Source organism: Legionella quateirensis (assembly GCF_001467955.1).
In the GTDB taxonomy this organism is placed as follows: domain Bacteria; phylum Pseudomonadota; class Gammaproteobacteria; order Legionellales; family Legionellaceae; genus Legionella; species Legionella quateirensis.
This window is the reverse complement of record NZ_LNYR01000012.1, coordinates 278,917-303,904: the sequence shown is the minus strand read 5'-3', so window position 1 is coordinate 303,904 and position 24,988 is coordinate 278,917. Positions and strand designations below refer to the sequence as shown.

Here is a 24,988-nt window from a genome sequence, read left to right as displayed (position 1 = left end):
CGGGTATGTATTCATAAGTTAAGGGTTTCTCCTCGAATCGCTATGGCCGAGGAAGTTAACGCCTCTTCTCAACCTTGAGTAATCCTCTCAACATTATCTAATATTCAGTAGAATCATTCGTTTTGGTGAACGAAGAGAAACAATCCAGAATGTATATCCAGTAGAACTCTGTCGTGGATTGCTTCCCGTTGTTCTCAAGGACTGATTTTTTAAAAGCCAGGCTCATTATAAATCGTGTCAATCCTAATCAGGAATACCGCTATGAAACCTGAACACTGTATCCTGGCTTAAAATAAACTCATTCTCAACCGTTAAAAAACGATCGAGTCGTTCATCAATTGAACCGCCGTAAAGATTGGCCAGGTATAAGTAATCCTGAAAGTGGCGAGCTTCAGATTTAATTAAAGTTCTATAGAATTTGGCTAGTTCCAGGTCATTTAAAAAAGGAATAATCGCATTGAAACGTTCACAAGATCGTGCTTCTATTATTGCGCCAATAATTAGCTGATCACATAAGCGTTCAATTCCATCTCGTTTTGTAATGAGTTTATGAAGTTTAGTGGCGTAATCCGAAGGTTGCAAAGGACCATAAGAAATGCCTTTTTGCTTCATAATTTGCATTACTTTTTCAAAATGAAGTAATTCCTCTCTAGCCAAGGGTGACATGATGGTAACTAACTCGGCTTTTTCAGGATATTTGCTCATGAAATTAATCGCGGTAGCGGCTGCTTTTCGTTCACAATGAGCATGATCAACCAATAATACAGGTATATTGATTGATGCGTGATGAAGCCATGAGTTTGGTGTCGAAACCCGCAGAAATTCATTTAAAGTTTGTAAATCAGTATCTAATCGTTTTAACATCATTGAAATACACTATAATTTCAAATAATAAGCCTTATATCACAGACGCTAGCTAATTTAAATTGGATGAATTATGGACGAGATAATACAAGACGAACAATTGAGTAAATGGTTTTCAACTTATGGTTTGATAACCGCAGAACGATTACTGGGTACCTATCACATTACCTTGCCGCAAAATGAATTAATCAGTGCGATTAAAAGTCCATTCAGTTTCTACCATCAATTATTAAAAATGCCCTTAAAAAATGTGTTGAATGGCATTGTGCTTCAACAGGCCGGAGATTATCACATTTATGCTCAGAAACTATTTATTGATTATTTATTATCTGGAGAAAGCGGTAAAAGTGAATCTTCTCCTGGCGCATTGACTCGAGAATCGCTGGAAGCTGAGCGTCAGAAGTTAGTGACCTTGGGTGAAGATTTTCATCATTTGCAACAGGAACAAAACAAATTAATTGCCAACTCTCAAGCACGACTGATAAAAATTGCAGAAGACTGGAGAAAGAAATTTGAGTCGGTACTCTCCCTTATCAATAAAACATTAAACTCCAGCGGATTTGAAGTTAATAAAAGCACCATACGCAAAGCAGTCAATTATGCAATTATTCATTGTGATTATGTAAAGGCCGCGTCACTTGGTAACACGCTTCTGATTGTGGAGGAGTTTAATAAAATTACCAAACTTAAGTTGAGCGATGATTTAAAAAATAAAATACTTAGTAATATGTCGGAGATCCTGGAGATATTGTCTCATTTTGATTCGCAAATCAGCTCATTTTTTCAGGAAAACAAGGTGTTGGGGGAACAGGCAAAATCCTATAGATCCCAATTTTACGATACCATACTTCGCGTAGTTGAATTAATCAAATTATTACCTGAGTACAAAATAAATCCAGAACAGGATGCCATCAACAAGGAATCTTTGTATTTTGATAAAACAATTGGAGAAAATTAATTGTGAATACTCTCTAACATACAGCAAGAATTAAAAAAGAGTATTCGAATATTAAGTCATTTGTTGAGTCTTTAGATTGATTGTTTCGAAACAATCATTCATTTGTAATAAATTCTATTGACAAAAACCAAGTGGTGATTATAATTCACTCAAAAAGACCAAATTAAAAGCTTGTAATGTGAAATAAAATACGCCATTTTTCATCGATTTTAGGTACCCGCAAAATGAGTAACTCCAAAAATCAAGCGCAATTTGATTCACTAATTAAGGAATTGAATCGCAGTATACTAAATTATAAGAGTGATAATAATATATTATCAAATCTTAAATATAATAGCTTAAAGTTTCTTGTCGATGAAGTGCAGGTAGTTTATCCCAGGCTTAAAAAACGATCTTCTTTGCGTACACTTGAAGAAGTACAACAAATTACAATTAATCTTTTGCAAAAAGCTAAAAGTATAGCTGAGTCTGATATTCAGAGCCCTCAGTTATTGCACAATCTTTTGGAGGCTCAAAAGTTTGCAAAAGAATTAGACAAACAGGAGCGCCGCTCTATTCCATCAAAAGCTATATCCACATCCTTGCCGTTCATGGCATTATCTCTAGGATTTTTATTCTGTGGTGTAATAGCAGTAGCAGTTTTCAATTTGTTTTGGTTTTTTGGGGTAATGGCAGCGCTCTCTACCCTAATTATGCTTGCACTTTCACAGAATAGAGAAGATGAAAACTGCTCTCTCATCTTGCGTATAAATCGCCCTTTCCGCTTTTTTCAAGAAACATATACGGCTAATAATGATAATTGCTCTGCCTTGTTGACTAAATATAATAACCTTACAAAGAAAGAAGAGAAAAAAAGACAATCACAATCAGCAACAGAGGGCTCTGCAATAGAGGATGTGCTCAGTTCTTATGGAGTAGGACCCTATAGTACTATGCATGCCCATTGATACTAATTTGGCTTCTGATTGATAAATAATCATTCAAACAATCACACGTATGTTTGTATTTTAGTACAGAATAATCCAAGGAATAATCATTATCCTTAAAATGTGCTATCACAAAAAGGGTACCAGGCGGAATCGTTTAAAAATAAGTCTATTCTTTCCAGGTAAAAGCAGGGCTTGTTGTCAATTACTCTCAGGATGAATTTATATTAGCCAGAACCCTATATATTGATGTATAATAATGCACTTTAAAACTAACCCCTTGGAGTGCATGATGGCGATAGAACAAACACTATCTATTATTAAACCAGACGCTGTAGCTAAATCTGTTATAGGTCAAATTTACAGTCGTTTTGAAAGTGCTGGCTTAAATATAGTTGCAGCAAAAATGATGCAATTGTCCAGAGCTCAGGCTGAAGCATTTTATGAAATCCATAAAGCTCGACCTTTTTTTAATGATCTCGTTGAATTTATGATTTCTGGCCCAGTAATGATTCAGGCTTTAAAAGGCGATAACGCTGTAATTAAAAATCGTGATCTTATGGGTGCAACAAATCCTAAAGAAGCGGCTCCTGGAACTATTCGCGCTGATTTTGCTGACAGTATCGATGCAAATGCAGTCCACGGCTCAGACAGTTCTGAAAATGCTGCCCGTGAAATAGCATTTTTCTTTGAACCCCATGAAATATGTGATAGATAAGGTTGTTTTGGAGTCACTATGGCCGATCAAAAAGTTAATTTATTGAATTATAATTATCAGCAGTTACGCGAGTTACTGACTCAATGGGGTGAAAAACCATTTAGAGCTCAACAATTAATTCAATGGATTCATCAGGCCGGCCTGACTGACTTCACTCAAATGACTAATATAGGGAAAGCTTTAATTGAGAAACTTTCTCGGCTTTCCTATATAAAATTACCTGAAATTGTTGCGTGCCAAAAATCCAACGATGGTACTCATAAATGGTTATTAAAACTGGATTGCGGTAACTGCATTGAAACTGTCTATATTCCTGAGTCCAATCGAGGCACTCTGTGTGTATCATCTCAGGTAGGATGTGCATTAAATTGTTCTTTTTGCTCGACTGCAAAACAAGGTTTCAATCGAAATTTGAATACCGCTGAAATAATCGGCCAGGTGTGGGTGGCTGCCAGAGAATTATCTCAGGCTCAAGGCGCTCATGATAAACGAATTACGAATGTTGTGATGATGGGTATGGGTGAACCTTTACTCAATTTTGATAATGTCGTATCTGCCATGAATATTATGATGGATGATTTTGCTTATGGATTATCCAAGCGGCGCGTTACATTAAGTACCTCAGGAGTTCTGCCCGAGTTGGAGCGATTAAAAGAAGTGAGTCCTGTTGCTTTGGCTGTATCGTTACATGCTCCCAATGATGCTTTACGAAATGAATTGGTTCCAATCAACAAAAAATATCCCTTGGCGCAACTCATGGCTTTATGTAAACGCTATTTTAAAGACGAACCCAGAAGAAAAGTTACTTTTGAATACGTGATGTTAAAAGATATTAATGATCAGCCCGAACATGCGAATCAGTTGATCAAATTACTTCGCGATGTACCCGCTAAAGTCAATCTAATTCCCTTTAATCCATTTCCCATGACTCAGTATCAACGCTCATCGCAGGACACAATTGATGCCTTTAGAGACCGACTAATTAAAAACGGTATCAATACCATCACACGTAAAACCCGAGGTGATGATATTGATGCGGCTTGTGGTCAACTGGCTGGTGAAGTAAAAGACAGGACCAGTCGCTCCGAGAGATGGCAAAAACTTCATTTTATTCCTAAAAACAGTAAAACTGATGAGAATAGCCTATCTACGAATTAATTAATGCGAAATGAGATGACAAAACATTTTTAATTTCTCAGTAAGTGGTTATAATGCGAAATCATTTCTAACGTTAAGTGGTTGTCGTGCGAATAGTATTACGGTTCTTATTAATCAGTACATTCGTGTTTCTCCAAGCGTGTAAACATGCGGATGAAAATACTGAGCCAGAAATAAAAAAAACCGACCTGACTAAGGCTGCCAGTTACAATATGCAACTGGGATTAGGATACTTAAAGCAGGGTGATAGACCACGAGCCAAGAAGAAATTGCTTACCGCAATGGAACAAGAACCTAATTCAGCTGATGTAAATGCCGCTATGGCCTATTATTTTGAGCAGACGAATGAACTTGATGAAGCTAAAAAATACTATTTAAAAGCCATCTCATTGTCTTCAGGAGGCGGTGCGCAATTAAATAATTATGGGACATTTTTATGTCGTCAAGGTGATTATCAAAAAGCTGAAACCTATTTTCTGAAAGCAGTTAAAGATGTTCAGTACATTAATACTTCTGCCGCGTATGAAAATGCAGGGCTTTGTGCACTGGCTATTCCTGATAATGATAAAGCAAAACTGTATTTTACAAATGCTTTGGATCAAGATCCTTCAAGAAAGGAATCCTTATACGAACTGGTAAAACTGGAAAGCAAAATGGGGCATGATGCAGAAGCTTATAGTCTTTTGCAAAACCACCCGGATTTGGTATTAAACGATCGATATTTTTTAGCTTTAGCTAAAGACATTGCCATTAAAACTGGCAATTACGCTGTAGCAGCAGAATATGAAAATAATTTCAGGAAAATGGAAACAACTACTGATAATAGTGGAGCAAATAATGAATACAACAGCCACAATGGATGATGTAAATCCTAATGAGATTGACAATCCAGGAAAACAACTAGCGAATCTGCGTCAACAAAAAGGTTACACAATTGAGTATGTTGCCAGTAAATTGCATTTAAGAGTTCGGATTATCGAGTTAATTGAAGCAGGTGATTTTCAGTTATTACCCGAACCGGTTTTTGTTAAAGGTTATTTACGAGCTTACTCAAAATTATTAGGAGTCTCTCCTGAACCTTTTTTAGCGGTATTTAATAATCAATATACTTACGAAAAGAAGCCTGAGCGTGCTCTATGGCAAAGTAAACGTGAATCTCATAAAGCGGAATACATTATCAGATTAGTGACTATCTTATTTGCTGTTGGAGTAATGGTAGCTGTTGGTGTCTGGTGGCAAAAAAATCGGGATACACAGCCTGTATTTTCCAGTAAAGAAAGTCCTGCAAACTTATCCTTAAACGATAATACGACAGAACTTAAACTAACTGATTTATCCAAAATGCAGTCATTATTGACCCCTAACTCACAAATGACACCTCTGGAGAAAGAAGGTGGCTGAAAAAATTCAAGCAATCCGCGGTATGAATGACATTTTACCTGATAGAACAAGCATTTGGCGCCACATTGAACAAGTTTTTGTACACTGTTTGTCTCGCTATGGTTATCAGGAAATTCGTTTTCCACTAATAGAAAGCACTCAATTATTTAAAAGAAGTATTGGAGAAGTTACTGATATCGTTGAAAAGGAAATGTACACTTTCAACGATTTAAATGGTGATAGCCTGACGTTAAGACCTGAAGGTACTGCCGGATGTGTACGTGCCTGTGTGGAACATGGTTTATTACATAATCAACAGCAGAAACTCTGGTATATGGGGCCCATGTTTCGTCATGAAAGACCTCAAAAAGGGCGATACAGACAATTTACCCAATTCGGTGTAGAAGCGTTTGGAATGCCCAGCTCCATTATTGAAGTGGAACTGATAGCCTTATCTTATCGTATCTGGAGAGAGCTTGGATTTGAACGCGAAGTTGAACTGCAAATCAATACATTAGGTGAGCTGACGGAGCGTCAAGCCTATAAGAAGATACTTGTTGACTATTTGCGCGATAATTTTGATCACTTGGATGAAGACAGTAAAAGACGCCTGGATAGAAATCCATTACGTATATTGGACAGTAAAAATCCTGAATTACACCAATTGATTGCAAAAGCTCCAAAACTGATTGATGTTCTCGGAGAACAGAGCAAAGATCATTTTAATACTTTTCGGGAAGGTTTGCATGCACTGGATATACCTTATACCATAAACCCATTTTTGGTAAGAGGTCTTGATTACTATGGGCATACTGTATTTGAATGGGTAACCGATAAGTTGGGTAGTCAGGCAACAATTTGTGCCGGTGGGCGATACGATATACTGGTTGAGCAAATTGGCGGAACTTCAACGCCAGCAGCAGGTTTTGCACTAGGTATAGAGCGAATTGTATTATTGATGGAAACATTAAATCTATTGAGACAACACAATCCAAAACAATCTTTATATATTATTACAACAAATCAAGCAGCATCAATAAAAGGTCTTTTGATGGCGGAAACGATTCGAGATGCTTATGCAAATGTTGAAATAATCACGAATACAACCGGTGGCTCGTTTAAAAGCCAGTTTAAAAAAGCAGATAAGAGCGGGGCTCGCCTAGCATTGATTTTAGGCGATGATGAAATAGCAAATGAGAAGGTCAGTATAAAGGATCTGCGAGTTGAAACAGAGCAGGTCACATTAGATCAAAATGCTATTATTGAATTCTTGAACAACTATCTTGGGTGAGTGCGGGAGAGCTATATGTCAGTGTATATGACTGAAGATGAACAATTAGAGGTTATAAAAAAATGGTGGAAACGTTACGGTAATTTAGTAACTGTTTTTTTATCACTTATTCTTCTTTGCATAGCAGGGTATAGATATATGCATTGGCATCAGGATAAATTAAAGCAACAGGCCTCTATAACATATGAAAATATGATGGTGGCATTTTCTAATCAGGATATTAAATCAGTTCGATCCTTCGCCAATGAATTAATAAAGGATTATGACCATACTGTATACGCGGATGTTGCTCATATGACTTTGGCCAAAATCTATGTAACCAAAAATAAATTGGATAAAGCCCAAAGCGAATTACAATTGGTTGCTGACAACAGTGATATGAATGCCATAAAACAAATCGCAAAAATTCGAATCGCTCGCTTAATGGCAGCAGAAAAATCGTACACAAAAGCTTTAAATGAGCTCAGTTCCATTGTTGATGAAACTTATTTACCGGTTATCAATGAATTAAAAGGTGATATTTATGGAGCAACTGGTCAATATCAAGAAGCGATTAATGCCTATCGCTTAGCAATTGATGAAGTAAAAACAAATGGTATGGGTAATTTATTTTTAGAAATGAAAACCAATGAATTAGCAATTAAAAATCAATCGACGAATATAAATGAAAAGAAAGTCCAATCTGCTTAATGCTGTTGAAAATAGGGTTTATGGTTTATGAAAATTAAAATATTAATATTAGTACTGTGCACAATGATTCAGGGATGTACTCAGGTTGATGATTATCTGTTAGGTAAAGATAACACTCCCAAGCCTAAAAACCTTGAGGAAATTCAACCGAAAATTAAAGTATCCCAAAACTGGACTGCTCCAGTAGGCAAGGCACGAAAATACAGTGAGTATTTAAAGCTTAAGCCTGTTATCAAAGGTGGTGTAATATACACTGCTGATACCAGCGGAATAGTACAGGCTGTTAATAAGAAAAATGGTCAGGTTATATGGTCAACTCAATTAAATCATGGAATCCTCAGTGGCCCAACTGTTGCAGATGGTTTTATTGTTGTTAGTACAAACGCTTCTACTTTAGCTTTATTGAATCAAGCTGATGGTAAAGAGTTGTGGCAAACCAAAGTATCCGGAGAAATTTTATCTCCACCAGCACTCTCTCATAAGAAGATTATAGCAAAAACTATTGATGGAAAAGTGTATGCTTTCGATGCCTTAAATGGTAAGCAGTTATGGTCTGCAGAACACGGTTCACCAAGTCTGGTATTAAAAGCCAGTTCTTCACCGATAATTGTGGACAATCTGGTACTTATCGGGTTTTCAGATGGAAAACTGGATGCTCTGGAATTGGATACGGGCCGTCTTGTATGGCAAAGAAGTATTGCTTATGCAACAGGGGCTAGCGATGTTGAACGATTAATTGATATTGATTCAGATCCTATAATTAAAGACAAGGTAGCCTATTTAGGTAGCTATCAAGGATATATTGGTGCTTTATCCTTGACTGATGGTCAATTCATCTGGAGAAAACCAGGATCTGTATTTAAAAATATGGTCTTGAGTGCCAATACTCTATATCTTACTGATAGTAATGATGTGGTTTGGTCTCTGGATAGACAAACAGGTCATGTTAATTGGAAGCAAACTGCACTAAAAGCAAGAGGTCTCACGGAACCAGTGCTCGTTGGTGAGGATATTGTTGTTGGTGATAAAACAGGTTATCTGCATTTCATGGACTCGCAAACCGGTGAATTAATGGCACGATCTCAATTATCGGCAGGAGTCAGTATTTCTCCAACGGTGGCTGGAAGGAATCTGTATGTATTAACAGACAATGGACTGCTTAATCAACTGTCTGTGAGTTAAAATAATGATTCCAGTAATTGCTCTTGTTGGACGCCCTAATGTTGGTAAGTCAACTTTATTTAATAGACTTACTAAAACACAGGATGCTCTGGTAGCTGATTTTCCTGGCCTGACCCGTGACAGGCAATATGGACAGGCTTTACATGATAATAAGCCGTTTATCGTAGTGGATACCGGTGGAATTGGGGTCGATGATATTGCGGTTGACAGTTTAATGTCGAAACAATCTGCGATTGCATTGAATGAAGCAGACGCAGTACTTTTTCTGGTAGATGGCCGTTCAGGTTTAACCGGAATTGATGAACAAATTGCAGCCAATTTACGAAAACTGAATAAACAAATTCACCTTGTTGTTAATAAAACAGAAGGGTTGGATGATGACATTGCCTGTTCAGATTTTCAATCTTTAGGTATTACTGAAGTTCACTCCATTTCCGCATCTCATGGAAGTGGTATCAGTTCCTTATTAGAAACAATTTTATCACCTTATACTATACCTGAAGTTGATGATTTAGCTCAGGATAAAACTATTAAAATAGCGTTCGCTGGTAGGCCTAATGTTGGAAAATCAACTTTAATAAATAGAATACTAGGTGAAGAACGTGTTGTTGTATATGACATGCCGGGTACTACACGTGACAGTATCTCAATACCATTTGAAAGAGACGAACAGAAGTATATTCTTATTGATACTGCAGGCGTCCGCAGAAAATCTCGTGTGGATGAAAAAATTGAGAAGTTTTCTGTAATTAAAACATTGCAGGCGATCAAAGAATCGAATGTATGTTTGCAGTTACTGGATGCAAAAGAAGGCATTACCGATCAGGATATGAATTTACTTGGTTTTATTATTGAATCGGGTAAAGCACTGGTTATTGCTTTTAATAAATGGGATGGTCTGGACGAAGAACATAAAGAGCGGGTTAAAGACGAATTATCCCGACGTTTACATTTTGCTAATTTCGCTAAAATCAGGTTTATTTCAGCCCTCCATGGCAGTGGGGTAGGTGGGTTATTTAAAGACATCAATGAGGCCTATGAATCAGCTACTCAATCATTTTCAACCCCGAGATTAACACGCTTATTACAAGATATCAGCACCAAGCATACACCTCCCTGTGTTAGTGGCAGAAGAATTAAACTACGTTACGCGCATATTGGTGGACACAACCCTCCTGTAATTGTTATTCATGGTAATCAGCTTGACGCATTACCAGACAGCTATAAGCGCTATTTAAATAATGAGTTTATTAAACATCTTGGCTTGGTTGGTACTCCCTTGAAAATTGAGTTTAAAGGCGGAGCGAATCCATTTGCCGAGAAAAAAAATAAATTATCTCAACGCCAGGTCAATAAAAAGCGAAGATTGATGAAGCGAGTTAAAAGCAAGAAATAGAGACACATGTGATTGTTTAATTCCTAACTTTATTGATTATCGTTCATACAACTTACGATCTTTTTATATTGCCAGGCTCTTTAAATTATTAAAAAGCCTAACGTTGATTTGAATTACAGAAAAGGCGCAAAGGCGAACTAAACATCCTTGGCGCCAAAGGTAACGGTTTTACTGCCTCATTCTTTTATGCCTCATTACACTATTCGTACGTCCAATTGCCCAATTAAAAATCATATTGTGCTATAATGCCATTATTTTGATCTGAGTGATTCTCAATTGAATCGAAAATCTTCGACTTTGATTGCACTAAAAATACAGTTTTGGAAGATTTATGCCGAAAATACACGATATTAAAAAACAATGTGACTTAATACGAGGACTATACCATTCCCGTAAAGAAGATACCTTACTACCCGTTTGTTTTCACAATGAAAAAGTAACTTTGATTAATACGCAATATGTAGATGAAAGGCGCTTTATCAGTGACGCACCCGTTCCAAATGGTGAGCTATTAGGTAAAGGCGGAATAAAGCATGTATATCATATAAATGGGAAGGCTGTGTTTTTAGTGGCTTGTTACGACATTAATCGTTTGGAGCAAATCATTGATGAGGAGGTCTCCATTTCACAAGAAATGAATAAGAGAGGTCTTCATGCACAGGAGTTAAATAAAGGTTATATTGGTATCTATGATCCAGATAGTGATAGCTATCTGGACTATCCCTGCATGTTTGCTGATTCATTTTCAACATTAAGCCTTGAAAAAGGGATTGAAGTATTTGACACAAAAAATCTTTATAGATTTGGATCGAAATATAAACTCTTTCATTCAGATGATGGTTGTATGGATAATTCTGTCAATAGAATTGTATTTCAAGATATATTGAATGATTTGGCATTATTACTTTATTTAGGGTTTGATATTAATGATAATGACTCAGTAAATCTAACTTTTGTGCCTTCAGAGCGCGAGGGAATACCTTTCACTGTAAGATTATTTATGTATGATTTTTCATCTAAATCGTACACACCTAAAATGGGTCCCAGTCCAGTATTAACTCTTCCGGAAGACGCAAGAATTAAAATCCTATTAAAGGGTATTGTAAGAAATGTATTAGAGGCGGACCACATTGCAAGAAGTGGCAGAAGGTCAATAGTTACTCCCAAGTTTATAAATACCTTTTTTGATACGATTTATCCGGCAATAGAAGATGAGTTTGTTAATTGTATAAAAAACAAGATAATACAGCATATAAGCACCCATAGTGCACCAAACATCGTTGCTGGACGCGAGCTTGTGGATCTTCAAATAAAATTTAACGATTTATTGGCAACGCTTCAAATAAAAACGAAGGAACTTATAGCAAAAGGAACGGAGGATAATACACTCTTTGATCCTCGATATGTTAAAATTGGGAAAGCCGCTGCAACTTTAAATCAAGAGTTAGAAAAAGCAGGGAATCAATTTTTTGCTAATCCGACAGCGACTAACTTCCCATTATTTAAACAAGCATGTAATGCTGCAATCAAAACAGCTGCGGTCGAATTTAAAAATAATCGTAGCTCATGGAGTATTAAGGCTTGGAATGAAATCAATCCGATTCTGAGGGGGATTTTAGGTATTGTTGCACTACTCACCTTCATTCCTGCATTAATTGTTGCAATGAAATCCAGGCATGGCTATTTCAATACTTTTTTTTCTAAACTTCAAACTGATTCGTTTGAACAATTGCAGTCTTTTGAAAGAGGGCAAGAAGATATAATGCAAGTAGTTGGATCTCTGGTTTAAATTATAGAATATGCAATCTTAAAGTGAATTTATCAACCTCTTCATTAAATCCGTATTTCATAGAACACATTACGTTTGAATCTATCGCAAGCTCATATAATGAACAAAATCTGCTCGATAACTTGGTTACACCTAGATGAGCTATCGAGCATTTATTCACAATCAAGTCAATCTGATCATAGGCGAGGCTTCCTCAACCTTATCTCGAAGGACATCTTTATGTGATTTCCAAAATTGGAACGTTCCTAGTTGAGTACCACGCATGATCGCATAAATACCGACAGTGAGAAGTGCATAACCAATACGACGCCAAAATCGTTTATTAGCTTTTTCATCTTCAATAACCGGGTCTGCGGCTGCATATCTCTTCTTAAACAGTTCAAATTGGGTATTAAATTCCATTAATTGTTCACTTGGATTTTTGGTCTCATCAAATTTAAGCATATTGTGCAAATCGGATAATTTATTCTTGGCTCTTTGAATCCGTTCCGCATTGTGAGCAGCTTGTTTTTCTTGAGTAATGTCATTTAAGTGTTTTTGATATAATCCACATTGTTCTTTAATGATTTTAATTGCATTAAAACATTTTTCCTGATCAAACTTGGATATCGTTTCTGGTCGTTGTTTTTTTGCAAAAACTTCTAATGATCGCAAATCATCACGTAATGTCATTAATAATTTAGCATATTGGCCTGAATGTGTATCAATCAGTTGATTCACAGAAATGATAAGGGATTGAATTTTGGCGGCATCTGTTAAATTTAAAAAACAACGACGCATTTTATCTTTTAATACATCCCAATCTTCAACTTGCTTTCTGATTTTATCATCTAACAAATCGAGAAGAGGTATTCCGTCTGTTTCCTTTTCAAGATATTGGGTCATCTCTCCCGCAGTTTCACAGATTTTAGCAATAATTGGATTTGTCCAATACTGTACGAAATTATCGTAGGCATGTTTTTCAGTGTTTTCAAGTTGATTATTCTGCGTTAGTTCTTGCTGGCAATATTCAAGATACAATTGGATAAAAGTAAAAAGCTCTTTTTGCTCTTGTTTAGTTCGCTTATCTTCCACTGTCTCCGGCGAGTCTTTTTCCTTTTTTCCAGATAAATTTTTTGCCAAATTCGATAGCGCTTGAAAAGGGCTAAAAAAAGCCTTCGCTGTTTCTGTCGCTGCAATTGTTTTTAGGAGTTTGATTTTTTGTGTATAAGGTAAAAATTCAGGGATCGCAGTAGAACTTACCTGCTTTGCTGCGGCCATAATTTGAAAGAATTGCGTGGGTAAATGGCATTTTGGAAACAAGTCCAGTTGATTCATTTGCGTTGGTGTTAATGACACGTTGGCGGATTCATTCGCATAACTAAAAATGATACCACGCAACAACTCTAAGGTATATGTAGGATTAACTCCTGGTTTTTGCGCATTTGCATCTAATGAAGAGATGATACTTTTATTCACTAGATCACGTTCATCAATATAAACTTGATTCGGTGGATCGATGGTCATTCCCAGTAGGCCAAGAACCTTTCTTAACTCGACTTTTTGCTCTAGATTCTGTGGTAATATACTGGTGATTGCCATGAATAATTTGCTTGCCCACGCGACAGACTGATCTCTTTTAAGATGAGGTAGCGTAAATAAAAAACCAGGAATGGGTTTTGTATGAAGAGTACAATAAACCGCTAATGCTAAGCATAATTCTTTATATCTCTCTGGATATTGGAGAATTTTATCTCGAATAATAAGTTGAGAACCAACTTGATCGAACTTTCCAAAAAGCTGTTCATTATTACGGGAAGCTAAGAATGTTGATTGCATGATTATCCCGGAATCTAATACGGCTTCCCATAATGGAATAGGATCCTTCTGGTTGTTTGGATCCTCATAATGTTTTCGTAAAGCCATAAGGGGAAAATCTTCTAATTTTAGACCAATTTTATTTGCTAATTCTGAATCTATAAAAGAGAGGTGTTGATCTAATTGATTTCCATCTATAAAAATAGTGGAGAGCAATTTAATTAAAGAAGGTTTATCATATTTGCTGATAATTGCTATAAATTGATCAGCATCTTTAATCATCTCGTAAAAAATCTCAGCCGATGGAGGTACCATGCCTAACTCAAAAGCTTTTTTCACGATCATATTGATATCAGACATTGCTGCGAGCGAGAGTGCAGGTAGTGATTTATTCTCAATATCAGTATTGACAAGGGCGAGATAGCCATGGGCTTGTTCTAGATAGTGTTGATCTTGATAAACGCGTTTACAACATAAATATAATACACGAGATAATTCAAGATGCTGTGGTTGTTTTTTTGCTTCTGCAATGAGATCCTTGCAAATATTAAGCATTACCCAATCAGATAAATGACTATTTAATAAGTACGCTTCATATTTTTGCAGCTTATGCTCAAAAGCTTGGCTTGCCAAATCGTTCCAAACATTCGCTTCAATTTTGAGAAAATCTGTCAATGCTCTATCAATAGCGGGGGTCAGCTTTTGACCACCGATCTCAAGGAGTTTCTGCCCAATAGGTGTTGGATATTTGATGTGAGATAGTTTTAAAAATTCTTCAATAAGCTGGTCTCTGCCCTCGCTATTCACAAGTAATTCACGCTTAAAGAAAACAGATAGCCATGGTAGTATTTCTTGGTCTTGTGAGCCTATTGCTTTAAAAATTTGGTTAAGTAATTCCTTATTTTCATCAACTCTTTTTGTAATAATAATATTGAGTAGATAATTGGCTAATAAACGGTTTACTGCATCAATGCGATTAATTAAATAAGGATTTGGTGTCGAAGGTTGATTTTGATTATGTGTCGCCAGCTCCACACGCAAAGTATCAAGTACTCGAAATAAGACAGATAAATAATAAGTATCTTTATTAACATCGGATGTGTCTGGATTAGCTTGTACAAATAACTCACCAAGTGCGGATAATTGCGATAACTGATCGGCAAGCTGTTTTGCTTCATCCAATTGCTTTTTATCATTGGCAGTTCTAATTAATTGATAGTCATCATAATTAGTTAGAAAGTTTTCCGCAATTATTTCCTTTCGCCTTTCAGTTAATATACCTTTAATTTCATCACTATCTTGTCGAGAATCATAATATGAATTCATCTCCTTACCTGGCCAGGGCGTTATTTTTTTCAATGCCTTCAGGGCTGATAAATCATATTCCCAGGCTATATTGGGATTGCCAAAAAAATTCTCTATAATGCTTTTTTCTTTCTGCACCAATAATAATCTTATTTCTTCTAAAGGGGTATTTTGGGGAATATTAAATCGTTCCAACAAGTCATAATCTATCATTTGGTCTCTTTCAAATTTAAAAAGGAAATGATGATACATTTTTTATTCGCTCTGTTCAATTTTATAGGTTTGTAATTAGGTATAGGAATTAAGTTTCTCTACCCGATCGAACTAATTATGCGATTGGTTTTCAATGATAACTAATTGTTTTAAAATGAATTATTTATTTTTTAACCGAAAATTTTGGTGATTAAATATTGAGATATATTTATATAAATATGTTTAACCTAGTGGAAAATGGAGCTCCGTTCGCATTTGACCCGTTTCTATAGTTTAACACCATAATGCGCTCAATTTTGAAAATTCATTGGCCAAATTGATAAATATTGTGTCTGAGTCTATTTTTATACTATAAGCATAAATATATGGATAGATATCATGAGTGACACGAACAAATTAAATCATATGAAGCTGGAAGAGGAATATATTAGGGCAAGGAAAGTTTATTGTGAAGCAATGATGGGCTTGCTGAGTAGAGCAAGCGAATTGATGAACGAAACACCAATAAATGAACCGATGAAGCAGGCTATAATTAAGTCTTGCGGGGTAACAATCCAGGATGGTGAAACACAAGATGACTTCGAGGAACGTTTTGAGGACACAATGGGTCAGACTGTAGACGAATACGCTGACTTTGTTCTTACTCATTTAAAACAGAAATTAGAGCCAGCCAGGCATGCTATACTTTTTGCTGCAAATAAAGAACTTGACTCACTTACTTCTGGAACATCGGGAACTGCAAGGAAAGATTTTCAAGAGACGATTCATGAAGGAGCGGAAGCTAAAACTACAGAGGTGGCGAAGTGTCTCCCTGAGCATGAACTCTGTGTGCAGGCTTTTAATCGAGCTAGAGAGACCTACAGAGATTCAGCTACAAACTTGATAGAAGGGATGAGTCCCGATGAACTTGAAGATCAAGAAAATTTGAATAACGGGCCGAGGTTTTAAAGCACTGACTCATTCCAATGCTCGATGCTAATCAATTCATTTATCGTTTCAGTCAATAATTAATAACCGTATTCAACGAGTACTCAGGAACGGTGGCGTTGCTGATATCCTTCTTTATAAGGAGTTACTTTTTTCAATGTTTGCAATAGTTTGCGGGATTGATACACATCCAACAATCTGACATTAAGGACAACAGAAATTAGTAGGATAACAGCTGTTGCAAGATGCATTGGATAACATGGTTTGTTTATGTAGGCTCAATTGATTCTAGAATTAACAACCATAGGCTATTGATAACTCACCAAATGAGTTCCAATAAAATTTGGATAATTTTTCATTAAGAATGATCGTATATAATAAAAAAATAAAGTTCTGTTTGAGAGGTACTGTATGCCTAATCTTTTAAATGACGAAAAAGCAGCTGCAAAAGCTCGATATGAGGAATTTTTAAATGCAGTGATTGCGATGAATGCTCGTAATGCAAACATGAAATTTATAATATCCCCTAACCAGTCGCTATTTACCCGCATGCACCAAAATAATTCTATTTGTCCATTGCACCTGGAATTCAAATCACATAATACAGGCGCTACTTTTACGGTTGATAATAAATTTTTTCCTTCCAGCTGGCTATTGACTGTCCCAAAGAATGCAACAAAAGAAGAAATGGATTGCATGAGAGATATCATACTGGAAACAATAGCTCATCCAGTAGGTGCTCATAAAGACTATGAACCTAAAATGATAATCTGTTTCCCAGAAGATACTCCCGAGGAAGAAATCATTCAATTCGTTGAAACCGCTCAAGCAAAAGGGATTGAAGTTCACTTGTATATTGGAAAACCAGCTGATTTCGAAAAAATAAGTTTAGACCATCAAAAGTTATCGCAAGAATTGGTTGCAGCTGGAGATATTGACAAGGTACCTGGTTGGCCTGGGTTACTGAATACAGTATCAAATACAGAAGGAGGACGAAAGGGCGAGGAAATGATGGAGCGAATTAACTCGGAACAAAGTATTTCTCTTCGCTGTTGAACTATTCATTTCAAAAAGGGGACATCCTTAACGACGATCGAGATGATCCAACAAAACTGATATTTAGAAGGCATTTATACACGATTCATGCTAAACAATACGGTAATTATCAGAACATAAACATAGAACATTAACTTTATTACCAGTCTATCTAGATATTAAAAAGACTGGCTATAATTTAGTTATGTATTTTTTAAGATGAACAACGATGAGTGGCACAAATACTCCATCTGATACAAATAGAACCTATGATGTTGTCATTTGTGGTGCAGGTCCAATAGGCCTTATCGCCGCTTTTGAGTTACTTCGCAATCGACACAAAATTCTTATTATTGAAAAGCGTAGTAAAGAGGAGTCTACATCAAGACAACAAATGATTCTTTTGACCGAAGTCACTAGAATACAGTTACTAAACTGTATTCATACGAGAGATAAACTAGATGATAACGATTTTAAATTTCTCGAGGGATTAGGATCATCGAAAGTAGTAAGTATTAGCAGATTACAAAGATTTCTACTCAATCGACTTCATCATTTAAATAATACAATCAATCGAAATTCAAGTCCAAACCCGATTATTGAATATAAAACGAGAATCAAATCTGCATCTCTGCCGGAAGGCACTGCAACACTTATAAGCCATGATCAGGAAATTGATATTCAATTTGGTCACTTGATTGGCGCAGATGGCGCAAACTGTGAATCCCTTGAAAAAATAAATTTTGGGGATATAAGAAAGCCAGTACGTAAATCCGTTTCAAAATTGAGTTATCTTAAAAATACATTCCATCTTGGGGTGTACGCAATCTGCAAAAGAATTGATGGGCTCCCATTTGAAATACCGGATGAAGAGTTTATAAGAGGGCACAGCTCTCATAAGTTACTCTATTTTTTACGGGTTGATAAAGCGTCCCACAAAAAATCTGGTGGTACCTGTGTTAAAGTCGGATTTGTAGGAGAAATTCCAAAAAAAATTTTTCTACAACATCAAAGAGAACATCAAGAATTCAATCAAGCTGGCATTGATAACCAGAGTATCGATCTAAAGTACTATACTGCATTAAACTTTGTTAAAAAAATATTCGCCAAAAGTTTAAAGCTACGTAAAACTGATGTGATACTTGAGTTAAAAACAAGTAAAAATACTAAAAAAAACTCAACTAGAGTATTAGCGTTTAAAGGTCGAAGTATAAAAGCAGATACTGCAGCTGTGAGAGCAAATACTCATGGATTTTACTTAATCGGGGACGCATATTTCAGCCCCAACTATCCTATCGGCCATGGCTTAAATGATGGAGCATTTGCCGCAAGCTATTTAGGCTGTATTAAAAAATCAACGGAAGCATCTGTAAATTACCTAGATAAACACATCCATCAGTATAATCAAATGACTAACAATTTAGCTCAAATAGCCATTGATATAATGAAACAATTATATTGGATTGATGCTTTTAGGCAAAAATGGCTTATCAGGAGATTATTAACACCAGAATTTACAATCAAGGATAATGGATCTTACCTAATGATAAGAGACCAGTACGACAATAAGTTAAATAGTGAGTCAGTTTTAAGGCTTGGATACAATTCTATTGACTTACAAATCCTTAATTATATCAATATTAAATTTAATCAATATATCGCCTGTTTTCCGAATGAAGACGAGACAAAAATAAATGATTTAATGATTTTATTTATGAAGTTAAATTCAACCATAATCAATCAATATCGAATTGAAATAAAACATATTCTAAGAAAGCTTCAGGACAAAAATCCTGAAATTGACTTAGGGGCCGCAAATAAGTACATCGAGAGGATAATTAAATTAACCAGAAAACGTATACTAGCTAAAGCAGCTTATCTGTTGAAAAAGGAAAAAAATACTGATGAATTATTTCAAAGCGACACGTTCAGCGATCCTGTTATTGTTAGAGAATTATTAAGCAAAGAAATTAACCCTTTTAAAAACAATAAACATTCTGTAATCAAGACAATTCACAATAGAAAATCAATTTACATCCTTTTAGCTATTGAATACCTTATGTATCTCTACGAGGATAATTTATCCAAAAGCAATGCTGATTCAGATTTGATTGACGAACTGGTGACGATTATTCAGGATATAACTCGGGAAAGAGAAGCTTTTAAACTATATACCTATATTTTTGATATTGATTATCTTAATCAAATTTTAAAAAAACTAGATCCAAATCATCATATATTATCAAACTGGGAATTAGCATTCACAAGTTTGAGAAATCACATTGCCATTTTAAAAAAGGTGAATCGATTCGATGAGGATATCATATCAACTATCAGCTCATCTGATTCATTTTCAGAGTACAATGACTATTTGGAAGCAGCCCAGTATGGCAATTTACATAAATTAAAAGATATTGAATCTACACTATCAGATCCTTCTAAAATCGAATCCTATTTACAAAATCGTAGATATCTAGTGTATAAAATGGCGATTCAAAATGGACACATCAACGTAATTCAACATTTTTATGAGATATCATCTGAGAATTTTAAAAAAGCAATACAATCAGACGATTACACGTTACTAAATGCCGCACTTTATATCAAATCGAACGAGATAATTAAGTTCATTTTCACAATTTCAGATGACAAGCCAAATGACATAATTAAAAAAAATTCATATAAATTGTTCTTATCGGCTATTGAGCTAAATAATGAAGTCTTGTTTGTGTATTTATCTAAATATGTTGATTCTTACGATTTAGCCAAAATGCTCACAGAGCATAGATTACTTTACAGTGCACTTAAATCAAACGATATTAAAGCAATCGATTGTATTTGTTCAATGGTGAACAATTCAGTAGACCACCAATATTTAAGTACTCTTCTAAATGACAAAATAATCTTGTCAGCCAGATTATTAATAAATTCGACACATATGTTTATTACCAACATCACAACTTTAGTTCATTTGCTAAAGTTGTTGAATAGTACATCCTACACCAGTCCGAATATTAGAGAGCTATTAAGTTTTGCTCAGGAATCCTCAATTGGCGGAAAAGCATATGAAGACAGAGTCCATTTTGTAGTATCTGTACTATCCGGGATTGAAGAAGTTTCAAGGCTTTTCTCTGGAAAAGATCGTAATGAGTTAAAAAGTTATTTTAAATACGCAGCATGTGGTGGATTTGATTATGTAATTGCATACATAATGCAAAACCAACTGCTTGATATTTCATCTGTTATCACAGAACGAAAATACAATTTATTAATGCTTGTTATTCTAAACAAAAAGCTCAATACACTAAAGATCTTACTGAATCAAATCCCCAATCGAATACCCTCTTTTCTTGAAGCTCGAGATTATAAGGTATTCATTCTAGCTAGCGATATTGAAGACATATCTATATATAATTATCTTCTAATAATTGCAATGGAACATCACGTTTCCATTGACGCAATAATTGAATCTCATGACTATAAGATTATTGATAATCTAATATATCACAAGAACATTCATCAATTGAATCAAATGATTTCCATGTCTGCAAGTACTTACAATAAAATGCTGATTCAGAAGAAACTGATGGAGAGTAATCTTTCCTTGATTTTAGACGATTTTACTCAAGATCCACATATAGATACTAAAAGCGTAGATACCGTTAATGAAATAACAGATCCTTTCGAACTTTTTATGAAATACATAAAAGATCGCGACATTCGCTCTTTGTACCATTTTTTGAATAGAGAGGATCAAATTCCTGTCGCAATTATTAACCTTTTAGAGTTTAATGACTATGAAGGATTCAAAACTGCATTATCAACACGCGAGCCCGATCTTATATTGATTCTATTTGAAAAGGCATCTAGATACGATATTGCAACTCAAATGCTCCTATCCATCATTGATCAATATAAAGAATCAAACTTAGCACATAAAATTGATGATATGTTTATTCTTGAGCCAATTCAAGAGTGGGCTATGTCAAAATACGAATTATTTAAGGAGTATTTTGTTAAAGATGAATCGAGCCAGACCCGATATTCATTTTTCATAAAAACGGTACATTCACAACATACGGATGATGAATCATTTGCACCTACCCATGAAGGAAAAGGAAAACCTAATCGGTAAAGATGCTGTATACATCTTCTATACACTAATTTTTGCAGAATATGTTCAAAAGACACTATTGAGCATATCAATTAAGAGTATGTTTGTATTCATACGCAGGATAAAAGAAATAGAATGGGAATATTTTGATTAGGTTATACACTAATACAATGGGCGCTAAAAAAACAACCAGTAGAAAAAAAGCTCGCGGGAGATGTGCAGACCACATCATTATAAAGATCGGAGCCATCAGTGACGCTAGAGTTAAGATCCGTACGAAATATATTTTTAAGGTCAATCTCCAGTTTCCGAAGGCCAATTTAATTGACTCTCTCCAGGCAAAATAAGGTGCCGCGTTGTTTGTTACGGTTAGTAACGGTGTAAAAATAATACAAGGGTAAGTAATTAATATTATCGGCAATTTAAGGAATTTAATATAAATACCTATCGCATTTACAAGAGCAATTAAAACCATCATTACAAATAAGCCGATTCCCGTATTCGCAGAGTTGTATAAATCTTTAAACCCCGAGTTTTCATCGATTTCTTCACCATCGAGATAAGAAAATATTGCTTTATATAATCCGTCAAGCAATGGAAATAGAGTAAAAAAAACGAGGGTGCCAGCTAAAGTAAGATAAATAAAATTTAATACTGGGTACTTGAACGTTATGAAACCGATGCTTTCGAGGCTCAAGGGAATAAGTACTCCAAAAACAATCAAAGCTGCCAAAGGCGTTAACAGTAAAAAACTTAATGGCCACCATAGCTTGCTGCGACATTTATTATAGGATTGCCATGCTGTAGTAAGTGAATTCATGTTTTTATCTTGTAAATCAATGGATTAATTGTGTGATATTAACACAATTAATCGGTTGTATTTAACAATTTAAGTAAATAAATTGTGATTCTAGGAATAGAGAACTCTCTGGATTAAACTTTTAATGTTAATACATCACATGGCGCATGATTCACAGTGGCATGAGCAGTACTTCCCAGAAATGTTTGTATTCCTTTGGATGAGTGATTGCCTATAATAATCAATTGGCAATCTAGTTCTTTAACTTTACTGAATATATGTTCTTTAACTGAACCAATTTCCACAAATTGTTGATTAGTAGGAACTTTAAGATCTTCACCAATTAAAGATAAAACAGTTTGAGCATCATCCTTAGCGGGGTTAGCTAATTCGGTAAAGCCCAATCCTTGCGCCAATTGTACACTGGCTGGTAAGTCGATTACGTGTAGCAGATATAACTTTGCATTAAATTGTTTGGCGATATTGGCAGCTTTTTCTGCAAGATGGTAGTGCTCATTAAGTAGATCGGAAGCAAACAGAATATTTTTGTACATATTAACCTCATTTTAAGTAGACGCGTTAAATTAAATTGTAGCCGATTAATGACGGTGCAAATTGGATTTACAGACTCATTTCCGGGTTAATTTCTAATAGTGGTTGTATTACAAAGTCCCTTGATAAGTAATGTGGATGAGGAATAGTCAGATTCTTCTTATGAAGTGTTCTATTTCCATATAATATTATATCGATATCAAGAGTTCTTGGTCCCCAACGTTTTTTTCTGACCCGTTCATGTTGGTCTTCAATTTTTTGACACCATTTTAAAAGTAATTCAGGCTTTAGTAATGTAGATATTTTAACTACTACATTACAAAAATCTTGCTGACATGTCAGTCCCCAGGCCTTTGTCCAGTATAAACTGGAGTATGATAAGACTGCAGTATCAGGTAGAACACGTAAATCCCTAATTGCCTTTCTAATCTGACGTTCGGGTGCTTTTTGATTCGAGCCCAGACTTAAATAGCAGATATTCATTTGGCAGGTTTGGGCTTGCGTCTTCGTCGTGGCTTGGATGAAGAAGCTGGGGTAAGAAGAGTCACCATTTTTGCTTGTTCAGTTTCATCCACTTCCTGAAAGTTCGTCCACCATTGCGCCAACTCAATTGACTCATCGCCAGCCAAAGCTCTTAGGGCCATAAAATCAAATGCGGCTCTGAATCGTGGATGTTGGAGCAAATTAAAAGCACGCCCACCCAATCTTTTCGAAAATCGATATTGTAACAACCATATTTCCCTGATTACCTGGCTATAACGTTTCGGGATGGAAATTATTTTATTTTGCTCTGCTATAGTCAGAGACATAGCCTTCTCTATTGCAGGTAAAGGGTCCATGCCTTCACTTTGTAATTTTTTTGAGATTTCAATCATTGGAAACCATAATAACACCGCAAATAGAAATGCTGGGGTGACGGGTTTATTATCTCTGATACGAGTATCCGTATTTTCCAAGGCGATACCCAGCAAAGCATGCACTGGATAGTCACTTTGAAATAATACTGAAGTCTGGGGGCATAGATGTTCAAATAAGCCATATTGGATTAATAATTTTTGTACTGTTTCTGCTTCGCCACATTGATACAACTTGGTCATTTCATCAAATAAACGAGAATTGGAAACATGCGTAATCAAATGACTGATATCCGGGAAGGGGGCTTCTGTTTCCGGAGCCAGCTTAAATTGTAATTTAGCACTAAATCTGATAGCTCGCAGCATTCGAACGGGATCCTCTTTATATCGTGTTACAGGATCTCCAATCATTCGAATTAATTTCTGCTGTACATCATTAACCCCGCCGGTAAAGTCGATAATCGTTGAATCATCAATGTTATAGTATAAAGAATTTATGGTGAAATCTCTTCGCCATGCATCTTCATCAAGTGAACCATAAACATTATCTCGAACAAGCATGCCGCGCTCATTTGTTTGTTGGCTGGCATCTACAGCATCATGTCCTCTAAATGTTGCAACTTCAATAATTTCTCTATGAAATAAAATGTGTACCAGTTTAAAGCGACGACCAATTATCCGACCATTCCTAAACAGGTTTTTAATTTCATTAGGCGTTGCATTAGTAGCCACATCAAAATCTTTGGGCGCTTTATGAAGTAACAAATCACGAACGCTACCACCAACAAGATATGCTTGAAATCCGCTGCTTATCAAGCGATTAAGTACTTTTATAGCATTAGTACTAATATCTGTTTTGGATATTGAATGCTTGGTTCGTGGTATTATATAAGCTGAATCCACAGGGGGTTTATGAGCCCTGTTTTTCTTTAACAGCTTTTTGATGAATTTGATGATTGCTGATTCTCACTTGTTTGATTAAACGCAAATAATTATAACGAAGCAAATGAATAAAGTGAATCATTTACCTTTACAAATAT

General features: G+C 35.6%; 20 protein-coding genes. 14 read left to right on the top strand and 6 right to left on the bottom strand.

Features of this window, described 5'->3' with window-relative positions; genetic code table 11:
* Nucleotides 1-243: 243 nt before the first annotated feature.
* Entirely contained in the window at nucleotides 244-864 is a 621-nt protein-coding gene (locus Lqua_RS05950; protein ID WP_058473761.1) for a MiaE family protein, read from the bottom strand.
* A gap of 73 nt (nucleotides 865-937) precedes the next feature.
* Here Lqua_RS05950 and Lqua_RS05945 point away from each other — a divergent pair, with 73 nt between their 5' ends.
* From Lqua_RS05945 to Lqua_RS05895, 11 genes are all read left to right on the top strand, one after another.
* A complete protein-coding gene (locus Lqua_RS05945) occupies nucleotides 938-1,822 on the top strand; it encodes a hypothetical protein (protein ID WP_058473367.1) in 885 nt (294 codons plus the stop codon).
* A gap of 224 nt (nucleotides 1,823-2,046) precedes the next feature.
* Entirely contained in the window at nucleotides 2,047-2,769 is a 723-nt protein-coding gene (locus tag Lqua_RS05940) for a hypothetical protein (protein WP_058473366.1), read from the top strand.
* A gap of 271 nt (nucleotides 2,770-3,040) precedes the next feature.
* Complete coding sequence (gene ndk, locus Lqua_RS05935) at nucleotides 3,041-3,466, top strand: nucleoside-diphosphate kinase (protein ID WP_058473365.1); 426 nt, start codon at nucleotides 3,041-3,043, stop codon at nucleotides 3,464-3,466.
* A gap of 18 nt (nucleotides 3,467-3,484) precedes the next feature.
* Entirely contained in the window at nucleotides 3,485-4,624 is a 1,140-nt protein-coding gene (rlmN, locus tag Lqua_RS05930; protein ID WP_058473364.1) for a dual-specificity RNA methyltransferase RlmN, read from the top strand.
* Between the two features lie 92 nt (nucleotides 4,625-4,716).
* Nucleotides 4,717-5,487, top strand: coding sequence for a type IV pilus biogenesis/stability protein PilW (gene pilW / locus Lqua_RS05925; RefSeq protein ID WP_162264391.1), 771 nt, complete (start codon nucleotides 4,717-4,719; stop codon nucleotides 5,485-5,487).
* Nucleotides 5,462-6,025, top strand: a complete 564-nt coding sequence (locus Lqua_RS05920; protein ID WP_058473362.1) for a helix-turn-helix domain-containing protein — start codon at nucleotides 5,462-5,464, stop codon at nucleotides 6,023-6,025. Before pilW ends, Lqua_RS05920 begins: the two co-directional genes overlap by 26 nt.
* Complete coding sequence (gene hisS, locus Lqua_RS05915) at nucleotides 6,018-7,295, top strand: histidine--tRNA ligase (RefSeq protein WP_058473361.1); 1,278 nt, start codon at nucleotides 6,018-6,020, stop codon at nucleotides 7,293-7,295. The genes Lqua_RS05920 and hisS overlap by 8 nt, the downstream gene beginning before the upstream one ends.
* A gap of 15 nt (nucleotides 7,296-7,310) precedes the next feature.
* A complete protein-coding gene (locus Lqua_RS05910; protein WP_058473360.1) occupies nucleotides 7,311-7,985 on the top strand; it encodes a YfgM family protein in 675 nt (224 codons plus the stop codon).
* A gap of 27 nt (nucleotides 7,986-8,012) precedes the next feature.
* On the top strand, nucleotides 8,013-9,167 hold the full coding sequence (gene bamB, locus Lqua_RS05905) for an outer membrane protein assembly factor BamB (protein ID WP_058473359.1): 1,155 nt from the start codon (nucleotides 8,013-8,015) through the stop codon (nucleotides 9,165-9,167).
* A 4-nt stretch (nucleotides 9,168-9,171) separates the two neighbouring features.
* Nucleotides 9,172-10,563, top strand: coding sequence for a ribosome biogenesis GTPase Der (gene der, locus Lqua_RS05900; protein WP_058473358.1), 1,392 nt, complete (start codon nucleotides 9,172-9,174; stop codon nucleotides 10,561-10,563).
* Between the two features lie 331 nt (nucleotides 10,564-10,894).
* Nucleotides 10,895-12,352, top strand: a complete 1,458-nt coding sequence (locus Lqua_RS05895) for a hypothetical protein (protein ID WP_058473357.1) — start codon at nucleotides 10,895-10,897, stop codon at nucleotides 12,350-12,352.
* A gap of 162 nt (nucleotides 12,353-12,514) precedes the next feature.
* Here the strand turns inward: Lqua_RS05895 and Lqua_RS05890 are convergent, their stop codons facing one another.
* Nucleotides 12,515-15,667: a hypothetical protein gene (locus tag Lqua_RS05890; protein WP_058473356.1), complete on the bottom strand. Its 3,153-nt coding sequence runs from the start codon at nucleotides 15,665-15,667 to the stop codon at nucleotides 12,515-12,517.
* A gap of 378 nt (nucleotides 15,668-16,045) precedes the next feature.
* Between Lqua_RS05890 and Lqua_RS05885 the strand changes: the two genes are divergently transcribed.
* The 3 genes from Lqua_RS05885 to Lqua_RS05875 all read left to right on the top strand — a co-directional run bounded on the left by Lqua_RS05885 (nucleotide 16,046) and on the right by Lqua_RS05875 (nucleotide 21,764).
* Nucleotides 16,046-16,615: a hypothetical protein gene (locus Lqua_RS05885; RefSeq protein WP_058473355.1), complete on the top strand. Its 570-nt coding sequence runs from the start codon at nucleotides 16,046-16,048 to the stop codon at nucleotides 16,613-16,615.
* A gap of 390 nt (nucleotides 16,616-17,005) precedes the next feature.
* A complete protein-coding gene (locus Lqua_RS05880; RefSeq protein ID WP_058473354.1) occupies nucleotides 17,006-17,650 on the top strand; it encodes a hypothetical protein in 645 nt (214 codons plus the stop codon).
* Nucleotides 17,651-17,858: 208 nt separating this feature from the next.
* The gene (locus Lqua_RS05875) at nucleotides 17,859-21,764 is read left to right on the top strand and encodes an FAD-dependent oxidoreductase (RefSeq protein ID WP_058473353.1); all 3,906 of its coding nucleotides are present in this window, start codon (nucleotides 17,859-17,861) and stop codon (nucleotides 21,762-21,764) included.
* Between the two features lie 67 nt (nucleotides 21,765-21,831).
* Here Lqua_RS05875 and Lqua_RS05870 read toward each other — a convergent pair whose 3' ends face one another.
* From Lqua_RS05870 to pcnB, 4 genes are all read right to left on the bottom strand, one after another.
* A complete protein-coding gene (locus Lqua_RS05870) occupies nucleotides 21,832-22,563 on the bottom strand; it encodes a hypothetical protein (protein WP_058473352.1) in 732 nt (243 codons plus the stop codon).
* A gap of 113 nt (nucleotides 22,564-22,676) precedes the next feature.
* Complete coding sequence (locus Lqua_RS05865; RefSeq protein ID WP_058473351.1) at nucleotides 22,677-23,096, bottom strand: universal stress protein; 420 nt, start codon at nucleotides 23,094-23,096, stop codon at nucleotides 22,677-22,679.
* Nucleotides 23,097-23,163: 67 nt separating this feature from the next.
* Complete coding sequence (folK, locus tag Lqua_RS05860) at nucleotides 23,164-23,577, bottom strand: 2-amino-4-hydroxy-6-hydroxymethyldihydropteridine diphosphokinase (protein WP_058473350.1); 414 nt, start codon at nucleotides 23,575-23,577, stop codon at nucleotides 23,164-23,166.
* Entirely contained in the window at nucleotides 23,574-24,884 is a 1,311-nt protein-coding gene (gene pcnB / locus Lqua_RS05855; RefSeq protein ID WP_058473349.1) for a polynucleotide adenylyltransferase PcnB, read from the bottom strand. Before pcnB ends, folK begins: the two co-directional genes overlap by 4 nt.
* Between the last annotated feature and the right edge of the window lie 104 nt (nucleotides 24,885-24,988).